The following is a 19,787-nucleotide window of genomic DNA, read 5'->3' as shown; positions in this document are numbered from 1 at the left end:
AGGAATGGCGCAGGGCTTCAGACCGCTTGCCTGCCCTCACGCAGCCCCAAGGCGGTACAGCCGAACCGCCGACGTATGCACTTGCCCAAATGGCTGGCATCCCCCAACCCCACTTCATCCGCAATCTGCGCCAGGCTGTGGCTGGAATTGAGCAGCCGCCAGCGCGCCTGTTGCAGGCGTATTTCCAACCACCAGGCCTTGGCGCTGACGCCGTGGCTGGCCTGAAACTGCCGGTCTAGCTGGCGCCGGCTGATGCCCAGCTCTGCGGCCAGTTGCTCCACGGCCAGCGGCGAACCCAGGTGATGACGCATCAGCGCCTGCGCCCGCTGCACCTGGCGCCCCTGCCCGGCATCCAGGTCCAGCGAGCGCAAGGCATGACGGCTGTCACGGGTTTCGTCCACCAGCATGTCGGCCAGCCCCTTGAGCGCGCGCGTTCGCCCACAAGCCCCTGACAGCAGCGCGACAGCGAGGTCGATGGCAGCAGTGCCGCCGGCACAGGTTATGCGATTACCGTCGATGCAGTACAACTGCTCACGCAGTACCTGCAAGTGCGGGAATGCAGCGCGAAACTCGGCTTCGTGGCGCCAATGCACCACCACCTTACGCCCCCGCATCAGGCCGCAGGCGGCCAGCAGGAAGGCGCCGTTATCAACCCCCACCAGCTTGACGCCGGCCTTGCCGGCCTGCCTGAGCAATGCCTGGTAGCGGGGGGCCAGTGCGGCCGTGGCCATGGCATTGCGCCCGCCAAATACTACCAGGTAGTCGAAACTGCCCAGGTCGAGCTGGCCGGCAACGGCCTCGACCTGCACTACTGCGCCGCTGCTCGATGTCACCGGGTCAAGGCTGAGCCCTGCCACGGTCCAGCTGCAGTAGCGTTGCTGGCTATAGTCCTCGTCATCGGCGCTGAAGCGCAATTTGTCGAGAAAGGCGCCAAATGGGAGCAGGGCAAAATCCGGTAACGGCACGATCAGCAAGCGGATGTCGGGTTGCACGGTTAACGTCCAGGAACGACCATTGAATGTCCAGATCATACTCTTGCAGATTAAGGGGTGCGCCATAGACTGACGCCCTCCCTGTCTTCTGGTATTTCCGGCATGGCCCTCGACACTTGGCTCATCTACTTGCTCGCCAGCATCGGCCTGTCGCTGACCCCTGGCCCGAACAGCTTGCTGGCGCTGACCCACGGTGCCCTGTACGGCGCGCGGCGGACATTGTTCACCATCGTTGGCGGGGTGTTCGGCTTCAGTGCCCTGATTGCCCTGGCAATGTTCGGCCTCAGCGCATTGCTGCAGACCTCGGCCTCTGTGCTGGGTGTGCTGAAGTGGGTCGGTGGGGCTTACCTGGTCTGGTTGGGCGTTCAGCTGTGGCGCAGCCCAGCCCTGCACCTGGAGCTGACCGGCCGCAGCGCACAACTGGGTAACGCGGGGTTGTTTCGCCAAGGCCTGCTCTCGGCCATGGCCAACCCCAAAGTGCTGCTGTTCTATGGCGCTTTCCTGCCACAATTCATCGACCCGCAGCGCGGGCTGGTGCTGCAGTTCGTGGTGATGGCGGCGACCTTTGCGAGCATCGAGTTTCTGGTGGAATACCTGCTGGCGCGCCTGGCGTTTCGCATTCGGCCCTGGCTGGCCAAAGGGGGCAAGGGCTTCAACCGTTGTTGCGGCAGTTTGTTTGCGTTGATTGGCGTGGCATTGCCGCTAAGCCGATAGCCTGCACCGCCCCTCTTGCCGCGACTGCCTTGGCGGGTTAGCGGTCACCCCTGACGTGCCTTGAACAGAAACACCAGCAACGCCAGGCCCGGCAGCGCGGCCCCCACCAGTGCCACCCCCGTCCAGCCAAACTGGCTGAACAGCGCGCTGGCCACTGCAGAGCCCAGGGCCCCGCCCAGGAAGATGCTGGTCATGTAGACCGCATTCAGCCGGCCGCGGCTGGCCGGGTCCAGCGCGTACACTTCACGCTGGCCGATGACCATGTTCATCTGCACCGCAAAGTCCAGCAGCACACCGGTCAGGCCCAGGCCAATCACGCTGTAACCCGGCACCGTCAGCCCCAGCAACAAGGCCACCGGCGCCAGCAGCAGCGCCAGCAGCGAACCGGCGCGGGCATGTCCGGCATCGGCAAGGCGACCGGCCATCGGCGCCGCAACCGCACCCACCGCACCGACCAGGGCGAACACGGCGATCTGGCTCTGCGACAGGCCATGCGCACCGGCCAGGGCCATCGGCACCGCCGTCCAGTACAGGCTGAACGCAGCGAACATCAAAGCCTGGTACAGCGAACGCTGGCGCAGCAGTGGATAACGGCGCAGCAAGGTCAGCAGCGACAACATCAGCCCGGCATAACTGGCCTTGTGCTCGGGGCGCCGCTGCGGCAGGGTCAGCGCCAGCAACAGGATGATCGCCAGCATGACTGCAGCGGCGCCAATGAATACCGCGCGCCAGCCAAAGTGGTCTGCAACCAGGCTCGACAATGGCCGCGCCAGCAGGATACCCAGCAGCAGGCCACCCATGATGTTGCCGACCACCCGCCCCCGCTGCTGCTCCGGCGCCAGGTGCGCGGCCAGCGGGATCAGCATCTGTACCGCCACTGAACTGAAGCCGATCAGCAATGCATAGGCCAGGAACAAGCGGCCCTGGCCGCTACTGCTGGTGCCCGCCAGCAGCAGGCTGATGCAGGCCAGCACCGCGGTAGCCACCATCAGGCGGCGGTTTTCCAGCAGATCGGCCAGCGGCACAAGCAGCAGCAGGCCCAGGGCGTAACCCAACTGGGTGAGGGAAACGATCAGGCTGGCATGTTCGGTGGACAGCCCGAGGTCCGGGGCGATCAGGCCGACGATGGGCTGGGCATAATAGATATTGGCGACGATTGCGCCGCAGCAGAACGCCAGCAGCACGATTAGCGCCCGGCTCAGGCCGGCGGCGGCCGGTTGCGCTGCGGCAAGTGAAGGGTTCATGGGTGGTTCCTCGACAAGCAGTGGAATATGTCGGCCACCTTACCCTTGCGCCATGGCGCCCGGAATCCAGGCCCGGCGCAATGCGCCTTTGCGTACTGCGCAACACCGCACGCCCTAGTTCAGCAATTTTGCGCAAAACTCGATAAAGGCATTCACTCGCCGCGAGCCACGGTGGTTGGGCAGGTAAAGGGCACTGATACTGTCGCTGGCCGTGCCAGGGCTGGCTTGCCAATCGGTGAACACCCGCTGCAGGCGCCCGGCCTGCACATCATCACGCACCAGCCAGTCAGCCAGCAGCGCGATGCCGCTGCCCGCCAGCGCCGTTTCGCGCAACATGTCGGCATTGGCACTGCGCAACGGCCCGCTTACGTCCAGCTCCAGGCTGTCCTGGCCGCGCGCCAGGCGCCAAGGTCGCGCTTTCTGCCCATAGCGAAAGCGCAGGCAGGCATGGTCGAGCAACTGGCTAGGGTGTTGCAGCGGCTCGCGCCCGGCCAGGTAAGCCGGGCTGGCCACCAGCCAGCGCTGGAAGCGACCCAGCTGGCGGCATACCAGTTCGTCATCGGGCGCGGGGTCACCCAGGCGTATTGACAGGTCATAGCGCCCGTCGAGCAGGTCATCCAGGCGGTCGCTGAGGTCGATATCCAGTTCCAGGCCCGGGTAGCGTGCCAAAAACGGCCCCAGGTGCGGGGCAATGACCCGCCGGCCAAACTCCACCGGCAGGCACAGGCGCAAGACACCGACAGGCTCTTCGCCGCGATCGGCGACGCTGGCATCGGCCTCGTCCAGCGCCTCGAAGATACCCCGTGCACGTTCGTAGTAACGGGCACCGGCCTCGGTCAGGCTGACCTGACGCGTCGAGCGGTTGAGCAAGGTAGCGCCCAACGCCGCTTCCAGGGCATCGACCAGGCGCGTCACCGACGATGTCGCCAGCCCCAGCCGGCGTGCGGCAGCAGAAAAGCCTTGGGCATCGACGGTAGCCACGAACATCTTCATCGCCATGAGTTTGTCCATGTGCTGGCCGCCTTCCAAAACTCGGAAAGTTCTTACAAATCGCTGGGTAGGTCAAGCAGCGCGGAGCACGGCAATTGCGTCCATAGTGGACTTATCTCCATCCAAACGAGGCATGCCATGACACCGACCAACCTGCTGACGCCACTGCCACCTTGCGACCCTTCCCGTGCCGAGCAGGTCGACGAACTGCTCAACCGCCCGGGTGTGCGCGTGGAGCGTATCGTCTCCAGCGGCCAGGCCAGCCCGCCTGGCTTCTGGTACGACCAGGCCGAAGGTGAATGGATCGTGTTGGTCAGCGGCGCGGCCGGCTTGCGGTTCGAGCACGAGCCCCACACCCGCCTGCTGGCCCCGGGCGATTGCCTGGATATCCCGCCCCACTGCCGCCACCGGGTCGAATGGACCGCACCCGGCACGTCCACCGTCTGGCTGGCGGTGTTCTACAGCAGCGCGACCCCTTGGCCAGTTTGAGATGGCTGCTGCCACGGCGGGAGGAGGATGCAGCACGCCATACCCGACCAAAGTATGAATCGCATTGCATTGCATATATGAACACCTCGTTTAATGCATTTTTCGCCGCCTGATCTAGACTTTTCACCACAAACCAGCAAGTTCAGCCCTGCGACAATCAGCCTCACAAAATTATGTACCAACTTGTTAATTAGCAAGCTAAGGGCTTAAACTGCGCGCATTCCACCTGCTGAGATCCCTGGCATGAACGAAACTCCGCGCGCCTCTGGCGCCACAAACATCATCCTGATCGGCCTGGGCGTAATCATCGCCCTGCTCGGTCTCCTCCTGGCTGCGGGTGGCGTCAAGCTCGCTGGCCTGGGTGGCTCCTGGTACTTCCTGATCGGCGGCCTGGCCATGGCCATCGCCGGTGTGCTCATTGCTCGCCGCAAGAAGGCAGGCGCCTGGCTGTACGCCCTGTTCCTGGTGGGCACTGCCATCTGGGCGCTGATCGACGCCGGCCTGGTGTTCTGGCCACTGTTCTCGCGCCTGTTCATGTTCGGCGCGATCGGCATGGTGGTGGCATTGGTCTACCCGCTGCTGGCGCGCGCCAATGGCGCGAGCGCTGGCCGTGGTGCCTACGGCATCGCCGCAGTCATGGCAGTGGTGCTGGTGATCGCCGCAGGCAACATGTTCGTTGCCCACCCAAGCGTCGCCCCTAACGGCAAAGGCCCGGGCATGACCCCGGTCGAAGCCGGCAAGGAACAGAAGGACTGGGCCCACTACGGCAACACCGAGGGGGGCAGCCGCTTTGCCGCGCTGGACCAGATCAACCGTGACAACGTCAACAAGCTGAAAGTGGCCTGGACCTACCACACCGGCGACGTGGCGGTCAGCGACGGCAACGGTGCCGAAGACCAGCTGACCCCGCTGCAGATTGGCAACAAGGTGTTCATCTGCACCCCGCACAACAACCTGATCGCCCTCGATGCCGACACCGGCAAAGAGCTTTGGAAGAACGCGATCAACGCTCAGTCCAAGGTCTGGCAGCGCTGCCGTGGCATGGCGTACTTCGACGCCACCGCCGCCATCGCCCAACCAACCCAGCCGAACAGCTCGCCGGTCACCGGCGGTACCGTACCGGCTGGCGCCAACTGCCAGCGTCGCCTGCTGACCAACACCATCGATGGCCGCCTGATTGCCGTCGACGCTGACACCGGCGAGTTCTGCCAGGGCTTCGGCAACAACGGCCAGGTCAACCTGATGGCCGGCCTGGGTAACGTGCCAGACTCCTACTACCAGCTGTCTTCGGCACCGCTGATGGCCGGCACCACCGTGGTGGTTGGCGGCCGTGTTGCCGACAACGTCCAGACCGATATGCCAGGCGGCGTGATCCGCGGCTTTGACGTGATCACCGGTGAGATGCGCTGGGCTTTCGACCCGGGCAACCCGGAAGACCGCCAGGCTCCGCAGGGCGACAAGACCTACGTGCGCAGCACCCCGAACAGCTGGGCACCGATGTCCTACGACCCGGCGATGAACACCGTGTTCCTGCCGATGGGCTCGTCGTCCACCGACATCTACGGTGTTGAACGCAGCAAGCTGGACCACACCTACGGCGCTTCGGTGCTGGCCCTGGATGCCGCCACCGGCAACCAGAAGTGGGTGTTCCAGACGGTGCACAACGACCTGTGGGACTTCGACCTGCCGATGCAGCCGAGCCTGATCGACTTCACCAAGGACGACGGCCAGTCGGTACCGGCGGTGGTGATCGGCACCAAGGCCGGGCAGATCTACGTGCTCGACCGTGCTACCGGTAAGCCGCTGACCCAGGTCGACGAAGTACCGGTCAAGCCAAGCAACATCCCGAACGAGCCGTACTCGCCAACCCAGCCGAAGTCGGTGGGCATGCCACAGATCGGCGCGCAAACCCTGACCGAATCGGACATGTGGGGCGCTACCCCGTATGACCAGCTGCTGTGCCGTATCGATTTCAAGAAGATGCGTTACGACGGCCTGTACACCGCGCCAGGCACCGACCTGTCGCTGAGCTTCCCGGGTTCGCTGGGTGGCATGAACTGGGGCAGCCTCTCCACCGACCCGGTGCATGGCTTCATCTTCGTCAACGACATGCGCCTGGGCCTGTGGATCCAGATGATCCCGTCGCAGAACAAAGGTGGCGCGGCTTCCGGTGGCGAAGCACTGAACACCGGCATGGGCGCAGTGCCGCTCAAAGGCACCCCGTATGCGGTGAACAAGAACCGCTTCCTGTCGGTTGCCGGTATTCCATGCCAGGCGCCACCGTTCGGCACCCTGACCGCTATCGACATGAAAACCCGTCAGGTTGCCTGGCAGGTCCCGGTGGGCACCGTTGAAGACACCGGTCCGCTCGGTATCCGCATGCACCTGCCGATCAAGATCGGTCTGCCAACGCTGGGCGGCACCCTGTCCACCCAGGGCGGCCTGGTGTTCATCGCCGGTACCCAGGACTTCTACCTGCGTGCCTACGACAGCAGCAACGGTAACGAAATCTGGAAGGCTCGCCTGCCAGTCGGCAGCCAGGGCGGCCCGATGACCTACGTCTCGCCGAAGACCGGCAAGCAGTACGTGGTGATCACTGCTGGCGGTGCACGCCAGTCGACTGACCGCGGCGACTACGTGATTTCTTACGCCTTGCCGTAAGACCGCGTCGCCCCCTTCGCGGGTGAGCCCGCTCCCACAAGGCCAACGCTGGCCATGCGGGAGCGGGCTCATCCGTGAAGTGCCCTGAATAACAACCCGAGACACAGCAATGCCATCCGCACTCCGCATCACCCCTACCCTGCTGCTGGCCCTGGCCAGCACCACTGCCCTTGCCAACGACGACCTGCTGACCCGCAGCACCCTGACCGGTGACTGGGGTGGCCTGCGCCACCAGCTGGAAGAAGACGGTGTGAAGATCACCGGCGACTACAGCGGTGAAACCGCCTACAACGCCCACGGCGGCCTGCACCGCTCGGCGCGCTACTCGCAGAACGTCAAGCTTGGCGTGCAGTTCGACCTGTCGAAACTGTACGGCCTGGACAACGGCGGCAAGGTCCAGCTGACCATCAACGACCGCCGCGGCAACAGCGCCTCGGAAGACCTGGTCGGCAACCGCCTGCCAATCCAGGAAAACTACGGTGGCCTGTACACCCGCCTGACCGAGCTGAGCTACGAGCGCACCCTGTTCACCCCCGCGCTCAACGTCAAGCTGGGCTACATGGCCATGGGCAACGACCTCGGCGGCCTGGACAGCGGCATCCTGTGCAACTTCATGAACGCCGGTTTCTGCGGCCACCCGCTGAACATGTCCGGTGGCAGCGGCTGGACCAACTACCCCAATGCCCACCTCGGCGTGCGGGTGAAGTACGACCTGTCGCCAGCCTGGCAGCTGCGCGTGGCGGCGTTCAACGTCGACCCCGAGAGCAACGGCAACTCCAGCCGCGCCTGGCACCTGGGGCCCAAGCACACCACCGGCACCGTTGTACCCGTGGAACTGGTGTACAAGCTGCAAGGTGAGCTGCCGGGCGAGTACAAGCTGGGCTACTACTACGACAGCTCAGACGTGAAACGCATCGGCAGCGACGACGAAGTGTCTGGCCGCGGTGGCCACTACCTGCTGGTCGACCAGGCGGTGTGGAACGATCAGGCCTCGCCTGGCCGCAGCCTGCACGCGTTCGGCCAGTACTCGGCTTCCAGCAAGGCCGCCTCGCCGTTCACCAAGTGGTATGGCGCCGGCGTGGTGTTGTACAAGCCATTCGAAGGCCGCCCGAAAGATACCCTGGCACTGGGTTACGGCCGCGCGGTGCCCAACCCGCGTAGCCGCGATGTGCTGGAAGATGCCGCGTTCGATGCAGGCCAGCAGTTCCCGGATATCGACAGTGCCGAGCAGTTGATCGAGCTGAGCTACGGCTACCAGGCCACGCCATGGCTGAACCTGCGCCCGGATGTGCAATACATCATCGAGCCGGGGGCGTTCTCCGGTAAGGATATCGACAACGCGCTGGTGGTAGGCCTGCAGGTCAAGGCTACCTTCTGAATCGCCAGGGCCGCGCTGCGGCCCATTCACCCCTGCCTGAGGTAATCCGCCAGCCGCAGCAGCATGGCATCACAGCCCTGCAACTGCTCGACGCTGACAAACTCATCCGGCTTGTGCCCCTGGTCCATGCTCCCAGGCCCGCAGACCACGGTCGGAATGCCCGCCTGGTCGAACAAACCACCTTCGGTACCAAACGCTACGGTGCCGAACTCCTCCGAGCCACTGAGCAACGCCACCCAACGCGCGGCCTCGCTGTCTTTCGGCGTGGCCAGCCCCGGGTAGGCACTGAGCGGTTCAAGGCGGATGTCGCTATCGGCGTGAACCTGGCGCATACGCGGCAGCAACTCGGCCTCGGCGTATGTCTGCAACTGGTCGGCCACCGCCTGCGCCTCGAACCCCGGCAAGGCGCGGACTTCGAAATCGAACGAGCACTCGGCCGGCACGATGTTCAGTGCCCTGCCCCCTTTGATTACCCCAGTCTGTACCGTGGAGAAGGGTGGGTCGAAACGCGTGTCGTGATGCGCCGGCAAGGCCAGCGCATCGCCAATATCGCCCAGCTTGCCGATCAGCCTGGCCGCATACTCGATGGCGTTCACCCCGTATGGCGCATACGCAGAGTGGCAAGCCGCGCCCTGCACCTGACAGCGCATGGCAAGCTTGCCCTTGTGCCCCAGCACCGGCTTGAGCTCGGTGGGTTCGCCAATCAGGCACAGGCGCGGCTTGTGCGGGCGCTGCTCCAGCGCTGCGAGCATGGAGCGTACGCCCAGGCAGCCCACCTCTTCGTCATAGGAAAACGCCAGGTGCACCGGCATGCGCAACGGCTGGGCAAGAAACGCGGGCACAGCGGCAAGTACCGAGGCAATGAAGCCTTTCATGTCGGCTGTGCCACGGCCATACAAACGGCCATCGCGCTCGCTGAGGGCGAACGGCTCCACGGTCCAGGCCTGGCCGTCCACCGGTACCACATCGGTATGCCCGGACAGTACAACGCCGCCAACATCTTTTGGCCCAATGGTCGCGAACAGGTTGGCCTTGGTGCCTTCCGGGTTGTGGAACAGCTCGCACACCACGCCCTGCTCTGCCAGGTAGTCACGGATGAAACCGATCAGCGCCAGGTTGGAGTCGCGGCTGACCGTGGCAAAGCCGATCAGCCGGGCCAGCAGCGCGCGGCTGGGGAACTCACTCATCGCCCGGCACCCCGTAGCTTGGCGCGGCGGTCGGGTTGAGCGCGCGGGTGACATAATCCTGCATCTGTGGGCGATAGGCTTGCCACAGGCCATCGAGCACCCCGATCGGGTCGCTATCGGCCCAGTCGACGCGCAGGTCCACCAGCGGCCAGGTCAACTCACCGGCGATTTTCAACGCAGCCGAGTGCACCGGCCCCGCCTCACCGCCAGCAGCCATCGCTGCGTGCATGGCAGCCAGAAGGCGGTCGGCCAGGTGCCCGCCGGCCTGCTCGAAGGCCTGCACCATCGCTTCGATCACCTGGGTCGAGGACAGCAGGTTGCCCGCCGCCGCGCATTGCTCGCCGGCCACGGCATTGTGCGTACCCAGCGCCTCGCGCCCCGTGAACAAGGCTACCTGGCCATGACTGTCGATCACCGTCACCTGGCGATATTCGCTCCAGCCATTGGCGCTCAGCACGCGGTCCAGCGCTGCTGCGGGCGGTAACTGAGCCTGCTCCATGGCATCGAGAATCTGCGGGCCCAGCGCCGGCAGGGTGATGTTCTGAGTAGAGACTGCGCCTACGCCTGCACGCACCCACGGGCAACGGGCCCCCACGGCGATACTCGACGAGCTGATGGCGATACCGACCTGGCCGGTTTCCTGGCAACGACCGATGATGGAGAACGTCATGTCTTGGTTCCTGTTGTGCTGTGCGATACAGGGCATTCTGGGCGCAACGTTCTTCACCACGAAACCAACATTTTCCGAGGGGTTAGGCAGGAAAAAGCTAGGTTCTGCCAGCGTTCGAGCGCCGCCCGCGGGGTGTTCGAACCCTGCGCCATTTCAAAAACCACGACGTGCACTGGGTCGCCCTCACCGCAAGCCACAAAATCCAAGGCCTTCGCCGTTTTATCGGCAAGCAGCAGCTAAATACTATTTTCGCCATTTCCACAGCATCCCTAGTCTGGCCCCAGGCAACGGCGGTCCTCCAAACCGACCTGACAAAAACCGCCTGAACAAGGGCTCGGACATGACACTGAACAATCTCGAAATCGATACCCTCGTGGTCGGCGCCGGCCAGGCCGGCGTGGCCATGAGCGAACACCTGAGCAAACTTGGCGTGCCGCACCTGGTGCTGGAGCGCAACCGCATCGCCGAAGCATGGCGCACCGGCCGCTGGGACTCGCTGGTGGCCAACGGCCCGGTTTGGCACGACCGCTTCCCGGGGCTGGAATTCAACCTCGACGCCGACGCCTTCGCCGGCAAGGACCAGGTGGCCGACTACTTCGAACAGTACGTACGCAAGTACAACCTGCCGGTTCGCACTGGTATCGAAGTGAAGAAAGTGCAGCGCAACAGCGACCGCCCCGGCTTCACCATTGAAACCAATGAAGGCGTGATCCGCGCCAACCGCGTGGTCGCCGCAACCGGCCCGTTCCAGAAACCGGTCATCCCGGCCATTGCACCGAAAGACCCCAACCTGCACCAGATCCACTCCGCTGCCTACTTCAACCCCGAGCAACTGCCTGAAGGCGCTGTGCTGGTGGTGGGGGCCGGCTCTTCCGGTGTGCAGATCGCCGAGGAGCTGATGCGTGCAGGCCGCCAGGTGTACCTGTCGGTCGGCGCCCACGATCGCCCGCCCCGCGCCTACCGCAATCGTGACTTCTGCTGGTGGCTGGGCGTGCTGGGTGAGTGGGACGCGGAAATCGCCAAGCCCGGCCGCGAGCACGTGACCATCGCCGTGAGTGGCGCGCGTGGCGGCCACACCGTGGACTTCCGTGCCCTCGCCCACCAGGGCATGACCCTTGTCGGCCTGACCCAGTCGTTCGAAAACGGCGTGGCGCGCTTCCAGGACAACCTGGTCGACAACATCAACCGTGGCGACGAGAACTACCTGGCCCTATTGGATGCCGCCGATGCCTACATCGAGCGCAACGGCCTGGACCTGCCGGAAGAGCCCGAAGCGCGCCAGCGCCTGGCCGACCCAGCATGCATGGTCAACCCGCTGCAGCAACTGGACCTCGCCAAGGCCGGTGTCAGCAGCATCATCTGGGCCACCGGCTACGGCGTGGATTTCAGCTGGCTGCAGGTCGATACCTTCGATGCCAACGGCAAGCCCCAGCACCAGCGCGGCGTGGCCCGCGAGCCGGGTGTTTACTTCCTCGGCCTGCCATGGCTGTCACGCCGTGGCTCGTCATTCATCTGGGGCGTGTGGCACGACGCCAAGCACGTCGCTGGCCATATCGCCACGCAGCGTACCTACACCGCCTACCGCGACCGCGATCAGCGCGCAGCGGATGAGCAACAACCCGCCAAGTTCAGCAACGTCAGCACCCTCGGAGCCCACTGATGCCTACCCATACTCGCATCCGCATGTTCAACACCAAGGAAACCTACCCCAACCAGACCCTGGACAACGACCTTTGCCAGGCGGTGCGTGCCGGTAACACCATCTATGTGCGTGGCCAGGTCGGTACCGACTTCGAAGGCAAGCTGGTGGGCCTGGGTGACCCGCGGGCGCAGACCGAACAGGCGATGAAGAACGTCAAGCAACTGCTTGAGGAAGCCGGCTCGGACCTGTCGCACATCGTCAAGACCACCACCTACATCACCGACCCGCGCTTCCGCGAGCCGGTGTACAAGGAAGTCGGCAAATGGCTCAAAGGGGTATTCCCGATTTCCACCGGGCTGGTGGTGGCGGGCCTGGCCCAAGCCGAGTGGCTGATGGAGATCGATGTGATCGCCGTGGTACCCGATCAGGCTTGACCGGCAGCCGGCGTGGCGGGTGGCGACGGCCGCCCGTCACGCAACCACGCCTGGGTTACCTGCCCCGCCGCTTGCAGGCGCTGTTCAGCGTGCACGCCGGCACCAGGCACTTCCACGCTGATACACAGGTCCTCAGGCAAGGCCGCGAGCAACTGCGCCAGCGGCAGTTGCCCTTGCCCCGGCAGCAGGCGCCCCTCACGGGCTTCCGGAATGATCAGGCTGTCGGCAGGTGCCTGCAAAGGCGCATCGCACAACTGCACCGCTTGCAGCAAACGCGGGTCTACTGCCGCGATATCCGCCACCTGGCCACCAGAACGGAACAGGTGCAAGGCATCCACCAGCACGCCAGCGTTGCCCTGCGCCGCCCCTGCAACCACCGCGCAAGCCTGGTGCAGGTTTGCCACCGGGCGCCAGCGCATGAATTCCAGGTCCACGCGCAAACCGTGGCCTCGCGCCATTTCACACAACGCGGCAAAGTTGCCGGTCAGCCGCGCAAAGTCGTCATCGTCCCCGGATACCGTCAGGCTGTGCGCGCCAAGTTCGGCGCCTGCTGCCAACAGCGCCTCGTAGTCGGCGACCTGTGTCTGTGCCGTCAACGAAACGAACTCGATGTCGGCAACACGCACACCTTCACCCGCCAGTACCGCGCGCAGTTCACGCATCACCGGGCTACCGGCTGCCACCGGGTAGGCCAAGGCCCCCGGCAGCACCGGGTGCAGGCGCAGGCCGACCGCGCTGAAGCCGGCACGCCGCGCCTCACGCACCAGCCTGGCCGGCGCCAGCTGCAACGCCGTCAGGTGTGCGACACCCAGCCCTCTCAATAGGTCGCCCTCCCGCCACTGAGGTCGAACACGAAGCCGGTGGTAAAGCTGCATTCCGGGCCGGCAATCCAGCTGACCATGTTGGCGATCTCCTCGGCCTTGAGAAAGCGCCCCATGGGGATCTTGGCCTTGCTCGCAGCGATGTGTTCTGCGGTCATCTCGGCCATCAGCGGCGTCTCGACCATGGCCGGTGCCACGCAGTTGAGCAGCACCCCGTCCTGTGCCAGCTCCTTGGCCGCCGCCTTGGTGAAGGCGATGACCCCGGCCTTGGCGGCGGAGTATGCCGAGATGTACTGCACGCCATCCTTGCCGGCCATGGAGGCGATGTTGACGATGCGCCCGTAGCGGTTCTGGCGCATGTGCGGGATGGCGGTACGGCAGCAATAGAACACACCGTTCAGGTCGATGGCGATGACCTTGTCCCACGCTTCTGGCGGGTATTCCCACGAGGCTACCACTGGGCCGTTGATGCCGGCGTTGTTGACCAGGACATGCACCTGGCCAAGGCGCGCCAGCGTCTCGGCGAAAGCCGCCTCTACCGAGGCCAGCGAGGCGACATCCACCGCTTGGCGCAACACCGGCTCGAAGCCGTTTTCGGCGTGGCTCCAGCCATCGACGGCGAGGTCCCAGATCACCACCTGGGCGCCGGCAGCATGCAGGCGTTGGGCGATTGCCAGGCCGATGCCGCGCATGCCACCGGTCACGATTGCGGTCTGGCCTTGCAGGTACTGGCTCATTGTCTTGCTCCATTTTCAGCAGAAGGAATATCCGGCAAGCGACGCAGGTCGCTGACCATGAACAGGTAGCACAGCGCCCCGAGCACGGTGATCGACGCCACGAACGCCAGGGCCCAGACGAACGAGCCGGTCAGCGAAACGATGATGCCGATGGTCAATGGCGTGACGATGCCGGCCGCGTTGGCGAACAGGTTGAACAGGCCGCCGCTGAGGCCCAGCAGGCCTTTGGGAGCGATGTCGGAAACGATCATCCAGGCCAGCGCCGACATGCCTTGGGCGAAGTAGGCAACGCACAGGATGGCGATCACCAAGGCATCGGACTCGACATAGTTGGCCAGCACGATCACCGAAGCGGTCAGCAACCCGGCGATCACGGGCAGCTTGCGCGCCACGTTCAGCGAGTAGCCCCGGCGCAGCAGGGCATCGGAAAGCCAGCCGCCGACCAGCGTGCCCAGCGAAGCGGCAATGAACGGTAGCACCGCCACCCAGCCGACCTTGAGCCAAGGCATGTGCCGCTCGGTCACCAGGTAGGTGGGGAACCACGTGAGGAAGAACACGTTGGTCGAGTTACAGGCGAACTGGCCAAGACAAATGCCGAGCATGTTGCGGTGTTTGAGCAGCGCCGGTATCTGCGACCAGCTGAACGACGTGGCTTTCTGCCCGCCATCGACGACCCCGCCGCCCGCGGCGATGTAGTCCAGCTCAGCCTGGTTGGCCGTGGTCGACTGGTACGGCTCGTGGTATTTGCGCCACCACACCAGGCCATAGAGGATGCCCAGCAGGCCCACGGCCATTAGCAAAAAGCGCCAGCCATAAGTGTGCAGCACCCAGAACAGAAGCGGCGTCAGGAACGCCAGGCCGGTGTATTCAGCGAAGGTGTAGATGCCGGTTGCCCTGGCGCGCTCGCTCTGCGGGAACCAGGTGGCCACCACCCGGCTGTTGGTGGGAAAGCACGGGGCTTCGGTCGCGCCCACCAGAAAGCGCATGCCCAGCAGGGACAAAAAGCCCTGTGCCAGCCCCTGCAGGCCGGTGAACAGCGACCACAGGGTCAGTGCCAGCCAGTAGGTCAGCTTGGTACCCAGCCGGTCGATGAGGATGCCACCCGGGATCTGCGCGGCGGCGTAGGTCCACGAAAAGGCGGAAAAGATCACCCCCATCATCGCTGCGTTCAGGCCAAGGTCGGCACTGATGCTGGGTGCGGCAATGCCCATCACGCTGCGGTCGAGGTAGTTGATCATGGTGCCGCCGGAAATCAGCGCCAGGATCATGAAACGGGTGCGTGTGCGCTGCTGGGCGCGCGCCGGCGTGTCGAACACCCCGAGGCTGGCGTTCTGTTCAGTGTTCATGACGAATGCTCTCTTGTTATTGGAATGGCAAAATCGCGCGCTTGCAAGCGTGGGGTCCGTGGGGCTGCCATTGGCTGACAGACATCAGTCTTCAGCCGAACCCGAACAACCGACAGGGGGTATCCCACATCACCGCGCGGCGCTGGCGGGCATCGGGCATCAGGTGTTCGGCAAGCTTCAGCAACGGGCCGTAGTCCACCCGCGAGCGCTGGCGAATGAAGGGCCAGTCCGAGCCCCACACGCAGGCCTCGGCGCCAAACGCTTCGAGCAGGGCCTGCACATAGGCGCGGCTCTCTTCCAGCAAGGCATCGGCCGCAGCGAACTTCTGCATGCCCGACAGCTTCACGCACGCGCGGCCACTGTCGGCCAGCCGCAACAACGCTTGAAAACCGGCTTGCTGCACCCCGGCCGCTACCTCGGGGCGGCCGCAGTGGTCGATCAGCAGAGGTGCCTTGGCGTTTTGCAGCAAGCCATGCAGGGCCAGCAGCTGGTCTTCGCACACTTGTACCTGGGCGAACATGCCAAGCTCGGCCAACTTGCCGAACAACGGGTCAACGCCCTGCAGGCTGGAGACGCCGTACAGCGCAGGGTTGAAGGCGATGCCGACCACGCCTTGCGCCTGCAATGCCGCCAGCGCGTCGAGGGTGATATCCGCCTCGACCACCGCCACGCCCTTGAACCGCCCCTGGCCGGTGGCCAGGGCATGCAACAGGCAGCGGTTGTCGGTGTGGTAGCCACTGTTGGGGCCCACGAGCAAGGCGTGCTGCACCCCGTAGGCGTCCATCACCCGGGTGAACTGCGCCTGGGTGGCGACTTCCTGGCCGGAGGGTGCATAGGGCGCGTCTGGGTGGTAAGGGAAACGCTCAGGGTCAAACAGATGGTTATGGCAATCGATCTTCGCTTCATCAAAGATGTTCACGCAGCACTCCCTTCAAGCGCCACTGCGCTTGCTTGCAGATCTTGTTATTGTGCGCCGCAAGGGCGATCAGGACGGGTTCACGATACTGTGTGGCGGGGTTTGGCGCTCATACCCAGATGGCGAAAACCATAACCAAAGGTAATACACATGCTGCTTGGCAACGAAGGCGCAGATACCAGCCCTATGGTGTTCAAACTGCGGCACATGGAGGTGTTCCGGGCGGTGATGCTGACCGGCTCGATCAGCGCTGCGGCCAAGTTGCTCTACGTGTCGCAACCAGCGGTAAGCAAGCTTATCCAGTACATCGAAGGGCGCCTGACCTACCCGTTGTTCGAGCGGATCAACAACCGCCTGGTGCCCACGGCCGAGGCGCAGGTGCTGTTCCGCGAAGTGGAGCGGGTGTACCAGGCAGCGCTGGAGGTCAACGAGTGCGCCCTTGCCCTGGGCGCTGGCGGCCAGCGCAAACTGCGTATCTCGTGCAGTGCATCGTTGTCGACGGTGGTAATTCCTATCGCCCTGGCCCAGCTCAAGCGTGAATCACCGTCGCTCAACATCGAATGGCAGACCTCGCTGATGGGCGAAATGCCCAACCAGATCCTGTCGAAGAAGGTCGACTTGTCGATTGCCGCCCTGCCGGTGGTACACGACCACCTGCATTCACAGGCGTTCATGCGCGGGCGGATGGTGGTGGTGATGCCACCCGACCACCCGCTGGCCGGGCAGCCCGCGCTGACCCTGCAGCAGCTGGAAGGCCATGCCCTGCTGCTGTTCCGGCCCGACATGCCGTTTGGCAAACTGCTGGCCGGGCATATCGAGCGGCGCGGTTTGCAACTGAAATCGCTGTTGTCGTTTACCAACGCCAACGAGGCTGTAGCGCTGGTCAGGCAAGGCATGGGCATCAGCGTGATCGACGAGTTCGTGGCACAGGACAGCGGGCTGGCGGTGGTGCCACTGGCCGATGAGATTCACTTTGATATCAGCTTCGTCCACTCGCGCTTCGAGCCCCCGTCGCATGCAGCGCTGCATTTGATGAGGGTGCTGCAGGGGCAGGCGCAGAAGCTGGGGCGGGCCATCTCAGATTGAGGTCATTGGGGGGCCGCACAACGGCCCCGGGCGTTTGAGCTAGAAGCCGACTGTCGCCGACAGCAGATAGGTGCGCGGCGTGGACAAGGTCAACCCCGGCTCGCTGTCATCCGATGCCCCCGCCGAGCTCCAGTAGCGGTCATCCAGCACGTTCTCGACACTGGCGCGCAAGGTCACCTCGGTTGCATCCACCTTGAACGCATAACGCGCGCCCACGTCATAGCGTTCCCAGCCATCGATCTGCTTGCTGTTGTTCTGGTCCAGGTACTGCGAGCTGGAATGAATGCCGCGCGCCGTGAGGGTCAGGCCGTTCACCCCGGGCACGTCCCACTCGGCACCGAGGTTGACGTTGTACTCAGGCGTGGCCGGCGCGCGGTTGCCATCGTACGCCCCGCCGACGGTGTCGGTCAGTTCGCTGTCGATGTACATCACCCCACCCAGTACTCGCACGCCCTGCACGGGCTCACCGAACACACTCAGCTCGATGCCACGGTTGTCACGCTTGCCATTGGCACCGAACACCCGCGTGGTGGGGTTGGTCTCGTAGGCCGGCTGGCGAATGCGGAAGGCACTGGCAGTGAATGCCAGCCGGCCAAAGTCGTACTTGGCCCCTACCTCGACCTGCCGACTGATGAACGGCGGGAAGATCTGATCTTCGTTGATCGAGGTCGACGGGGCGATCTTGCCTTGGCTCAGGCCTTCCATGTAGTTGGCGTACACCGACAGCTGGTCGGTGACCTTGAGCAGCACACCGCCCGAGGGCGACACCTTTTCTTCGTCGTAGGCCGTGGCCCCCTTGATCCCGTCACTCCAGTCATCCACCTGTACCCGCTGCCAGCGCGCGCCCAAGGTCAGCAGCAAACGGTCGTCGAAAAAGCCCAGCGTGTCGGCCAGGGCTACACCCGAGAAACGGTTTTCCGTGTACACCTCGGGGTCGATGCGGGTGGGCGTGCCCGGCGTCGGTGTGGCCACCGGGTTGTACAGGTTGCTGGGCGCCGAGGCATAGCGCGCACCGCCGTTGGTGAAATCCATGTAATAGTAGCTGGCGGCCAGGTTCAGTTCGTGGCTGACCGGCCCGGTATGGAACCAGTTGCGCAGGCCGGCCATGGCGGTGCGTACCGACTCGTCCCGCGTGAAGTCGCGTGGCTGCACGGTGAAGTCGCCAGCATCATTGGTGATCGACACGTTGTGGCGCAGGAAGTCATGGTTGCTCTTGCGCGCGCCGACCGCGCCATAGGCCAGCAACGACTCGCTGATGTCGTACTCGGCATGCAGCGCGCCAAAGGTGTCGTTGGTGCGTGCCTTGCTCCAGGCCTGGGCATAGTTGCGGCGTACCTCGTTGGCATCCGGTACCCGGGCATTGGCACCGATCAGCACGCGCTCCTGCGGCGCATCGGTATTGCGCTCGGTGTGCCCCAGGTCTGCCGAGAGGCGCAGGCGCTCGCCGCGAAAATCCAGGCCCAGCACGGCCATTTCACGCTCGACGCTTTGATGATCCCATTCGGTATCACCTGACTGCTTCACGCCGTTGAAGCGCACGCCGAACTGGTCGCCCTCGCCAAAGCGGCGCCCGATATCCACGGCGCCGCCGGCCTGGCTGCCGGAGGCATAACTGCCGGTGAACTCGGTAAGCGGCGTGTCGCCTGCGCGCTTGGGCTGCACATTGATGCCACCGCCCACGCTGCCACGCGGCGAAATACCGTTGATCAACTGGCTGGGGCCTTTGATGATGTCGACCCGATCGGCCATTTCCATGTCGATGGAATAGGTCGGCAAGATGCCGTACAGGCCGTTGTAGGCCACATCGCTGTTGAACAGGCTGAAGCCGCGGATGGTGAATTGCTCGAAACGCCCGCCGGCCGGGTTGGTGGCGCGTACCGACGGGTCACTGGCAATCAGCTCGCCCAAGGTGCGCGCCTGCTGATTCTTTACCAGCTCGCTGGTATAGCTGGTGATGCTGAATGGCGTTTCCATGAAGTCACGAGAGCCGAGCAGACCTTGCGCCCCTTGGCGTGCGACCTGCCCGCCCGCATAAGGTTGCGCCTCGCCGCCAGTCGCCAGGCCGCCAACAATACTGGTCGGAGCGATTTCCAGCGCCTCGCCCGCCTGGGGCGCAGGCACCAATGTGAAGGCGCGCTCACTCACCGGCAGCAACTGCAGGCCGCTGCCGCGCAGCAGTTGGGCGAAGCCTTCGTCGATACTGTAGTTGCCAGACAGGCCGTTGCTTTGCCGGCCTTGCACCAGTGCCGGGTCCAGTGAAAGGCTCACGCCCGCCTGATCGGCGAAGTGGGTCAGTACGGCCCCAAGGCTGGCTGGCGCTACCTGATAGGTGCGGCGGACGGGTTCATCGGCCCAGGCCGGTGAACACATCAACAGGCTCATGGCGAACAACGGATGCGCGGCACGCGCCAGTGGGCGCAGGCGGCAAGACTTTACTGCAGGCATTGAACAAGGCTCCCCTTTATTTTCTCCTACCGGTA

General features: G+C 64.4%; 17 protein-coding genes. 7 read left to right on the top strand and 10 right to left on the bottom strand.

Annotated elements, in window-relative coordinates:
• Nucleotides 1-17: 17 nt before the first annotated feature.
• Nucleotides 18-992, bottom strand: coding sequence for a GlxA family transcriptional regulator (locus OO258_RS10210; protein WP_110744113.1), 975 nt, complete (start codon nt 990-992; stop codon nt 18-20).
• A 102-nt stretch (nt 993-1,094) separates the two neighbouring features.
• On the opposite strand from OO258_RS10210, the gene OO258_RS10205 reads away from it, so the two are divergent.
• Nucleotides 1,095-1,706 (top strand): LysE family translocator, encoded by a 612-nt coding sequence (locus OO258_RS10205; RefSeq protein ID WP_110744114.1) that lies wholly within the window; start codon nt 1,095-1,097, stop codon nt 1,704-1,706.
• Nucleotides 1,707-1,750: 44 nt separating this feature from the next.
• Here OO258_RS10205 and OO258_RS10200 read toward each other — a convergent pair whose 3' ends face one another.
• Both OO258_RS10200 and OO258_RS10195 read right to left on the bottom strand, forming a co-directional pair.
• Complete coding sequence (locus tag OO258_RS10200) at nt 1,751-2,950, bottom strand: MFS transporter (RefSeq protein ID WP_110744115.1); 1,200 nt, start codon at nt 2,948-2,950, stop codon at nt 1,751-1,753.
• A gap of 114 nt (nt 2,951-3,064) precedes the next feature.
• A complete protein-coding gene (locus OO258_RS10195) occupies nt 3,065-3,961 on the bottom strand; it encodes a LysR family transcriptional regulator (protein WP_266030198.1) in 897 nt (298 codons plus the stop codon).
• Between the two features lie 117 nt (nt 3,962-4,078).
• Between OO258_RS10195 and OO258_RS10190 the strand changes: the two genes are divergently transcribed.
• The 3 genes from OO258_RS10190 (at nt 4,079) to OO258_RS10180 (ending at nt 8,468) form a co-directional block, all read left to right on the top strand.
• The gene (locus tag OO258_RS10190; RefSeq protein WP_266030196.1) at nt 4,079-4,429 is read left to right on the top strand and encodes a cupin; all 351 of its coding nucleotides are present in this window, start codon (nt 4,079-4,081) and stop codon (nt 4,427-4,429) included.
• 243 nt (nt 4,430-4,672) lie between these two features.
• Complete coding sequence (locus tag OO258_RS10185) at nt 4,673-7,090, top strand: glucose/quinate/shikimate family membrane-bound PQQ-dependent dehydrogenase (RefSeq protein ID WP_266030194.1); 2,418 nt, start codon at nt 4,673-4,675, stop codon at nt 7,088-7,090.
• Between the two features lie 109 nt (nt 7,091-7,199).
• Nucleotides 7,200-8,468, top strand: coding sequence for a carbohydrate porin (locus tag OO258_RS10180; RefSeq protein ID WP_266030193.1), 1,269 nt, complete (start codon nt 7,200-7,202; stop codon nt 8,466-8,468).
• Nucleotides 8,469-8,494: 26 nt separating this feature from the next.
• On the opposite strand, the gene argE is transcribed toward OO258_RS10180, so the two are convergent.
• Nucleotides 8,495-9,655: an acetylornithine deacetylase gene (argE, locus tag OO258_RS10175; RefSeq protein ID WP_266030192.1), complete on the bottom strand. Its 1,161-nt coding sequence runs from the start codon at nt 9,653-9,655 to the stop codon at nt 8,495-8,497.
• The gene (locus OO258_RS10170; RefSeq protein WP_266030191.1) at nt 9,648-10,325 is read right to left on the bottom strand and encodes a DUF1028 domain-containing protein; all 678 of its coding nucleotides are present in this window, start codon (nt 10,323-10,325) and stop codon (nt 9,648-9,650) included. Before OO258_RS10170 ends, argE begins: the two co-directional genes overlap by 8 nt.
• Before the next feature lie 340 nt (nt 10,326-10,665).
• Here OO258_RS10170 and OO258_RS10165 point away from each other — a divergent pair, with 340 nt between their 5' ends.
• Together OO258_RS10165 and OO258_RS10160 are read left to right on the top strand one after the other, a co-directional pair.
• Nucleotides 10,666-11,985, top strand: coding sequence for a flavin-containing monooxygenase (locus OO258_RS10165; RefSeq protein ID WP_266030190.1), 1,320 nt, complete (start codon nt 10,666-10,668; stop codon nt 11,983-11,985).
• A complete protein-coding gene (locus tag OO258_RS10160) occupies nt 11,985-12,401 on the top strand; it encodes a RidA family protein (RefSeq protein ID WP_016713864.1) in 417 nt (138 codons plus the stop codon). Before OO258_RS10165 ends, OO258_RS10160 begins: the two co-directional genes overlap by 1 nt.
• Here the strand turns inward: OO258_RS10160 and OO258_RS10155 are convergent.
• From OO258_RS10155 to OO258_RS10140, 4 genes are all read right to left on the bottom strand, one after another.
• Entirely contained in the window at nt 12,392-13,222 is an 831-nt protein-coding gene (locus tag OO258_RS10155) for a sugar phosphate isomerase/epimerase family protein (protein ID WP_266030189.1), read from the bottom strand. The two genes, OO258_RS10160 and OO258_RS10155, sit on opposite strands and share 10 nt — an antisense overlap.
• Nucleotides 13,219-13,959 (bottom strand): SDR family NAD(P)-dependent oxidoreductase, encoded by a 741-nt coding sequence (locus OO258_RS10150; protein WP_110744123.1) that lies wholly within the window; start codon nt 13,957-13,959, stop codon nt 13,219-13,221. The genes OO258_RS10155 and OO258_RS10150 overlap by 4 nt, the downstream gene beginning before the upstream one ends.
• Complete coding sequence (locus OO258_RS10145; RefSeq protein ID WP_266030187.1) at nt 13,956-15,305, bottom strand: MFS transporter; 1,350 nt, start codon at nt 15,303-15,305, stop codon at nt 13,956-13,958. Before OO258_RS10145 ends, OO258_RS10150 begins: the two co-directional genes overlap by 4 nt.
• Nucleotides 15,306-15,396: 91 nt before the next feature.
• On the bottom strand, nt 15,397-16,224 hold the full coding sequence (locus OO258_RS10140) for an amidohydrolase family protein (RefSeq protein WP_266030186.1): 828 nt from the start codon (nt 16,222-16,224) through the stop codon (nt 15,397-15,399).
• Nucleotides 16,225-16,371: 147 nt separating this feature from the next.
• On the opposite strand from OO258_RS10140, the gene OO258_RS10135 reads away from it, so the two are divergent.
• Nucleotides 16,372-17,307, top strand: coding sequence for a LysR family transcriptional regulator (locus OO258_RS10135; protein WP_266030184.1), 936 nt, complete (start codon nt 16,372-16,374; stop codon nt 17,305-17,307).
• Nucleotides 17,308-17,346: 39 nt separating this feature from the next.
• On the opposite strand, the gene OO258_RS10130 is transcribed toward OO258_RS10135, so the two are convergent.
• Entirely contained in the window at nt 17,347-19,752 is a 2,406-nt protein-coding gene (locus OO258_RS10130; protein WP_266030182.1) for a TonB-dependent receptor, read from the bottom strand.
• Nucleotides 19,753-19,787 lie beyond the last annotated feature (35 nt).

This window comes from Pseudomonas sp. DCB_BI (assembly GCF_026240995.1).
Taxonomy (GTDB): Bacteria; Pseudomonadota; Gammaproteobacteria; order Pseudomonadales; family Pseudomonadaceae; genus Aquipseudomonas.
This window is presented reverse-complemented; position numbering and strand designations above follow the sequence as displayed.

Bases quoted from the DNA above. Each gene is read 5' to 3' on its own strand.
- OO258_RS10180 (WP_266030193.1), top strand. From the start codon at position 7,200: ATGCCATCCGCACTCCGCATCACCCCTACCCTGCTGCTGGCCCTGGCC.
- OO258_RS10185 (WP_266030194.1), top strand. From the start codon at position 4,673: ATGAACGAAACTCCGCGCGCCTCTGGCGCCACAAACATCATCCTGATC.
- OO258_RS10190 (WP_266030196.1), top strand. From the start codon at position 4,079: ATGACACCGACCAACCTGCTGACGCCACTGCCACCTTGCGACCCTTCC.
- OO258_RS10145 (WP_266030187.1), bottom strand. From the start codon at position 15,305: ATGAACACTGAACAGAACGCCAGCCTCGGGGTGTTCGACACGCCGGCG.
- OO258_RS10160 (WP_016713864.1), top strand. From the start codon at position 11,985: ATGCCTACCCATACTCGCATCCGCATGTTCAACACCAAGGAAACCTAC.
- argE (WP_266030192.1), bottom strand. From the start codon at position 9,655: ATGAGTGAGTTCCCCAGCCGCGCGCTGCTGGCCCGGCTGATCGGCTTT.
- OO258_RS10205 (WP_110744114.1), top strand. From the start codon at position 1,095: ATGGCCCTCGACACTTGGCTCATCTACTTGCTCGCCAGCATCGGCCTG.
- OO258_RS10165 (WP_266030190.1), top strand. From the start codon at position 10,666: ATGACACTGAACAATCTCGAAATCGATACCCTCGTGGTCGGCGCCGGC.
- OO258_RS10200 (WP_110744115.1), bottom strand. From the start codon at position 2,950: ATGAACCCTTCACTTGCCGCAGCGCAACCGGCCGCCGCCGGCCTGAGC.
- OO258_RS10135 (WP_266030184.1), top strand. From the start codon at position 16,372: ATGCTGCTTGGCAACGAAGGCGCAGATACCAGCCCTATGGTGTTCAAA.
- OO258_RS10130 (WP_266030182.1), bottom strand. From the start codon at position 19,752: ATGCCTGCAGTAAAGTCTTGCCGCCTGCGCCCACTGGCGCGTGCCGCG.
- OO258_RS10195 (WP_266030198.1), bottom strand. From the start codon at position 3,961: ATGGACAAACTCATGGCGATGAAGATGTTCGTGGCTACCGTCGATGCC.
- OO258_RS10170 (WP_266030191.1), bottom strand. From the start codon at position 10,325: ATGACGTTCTCCATCATCGGTCGTTGCCAGGAAACCGGCCAGGTCGGT.
- OO258_RS10150 (WP_110744123.1), bottom strand. From the start codon at position 13,959: ATGAGCCAGTACCTGCAAGGCCAGACCGCAATCGTGACCGGTGGCATG.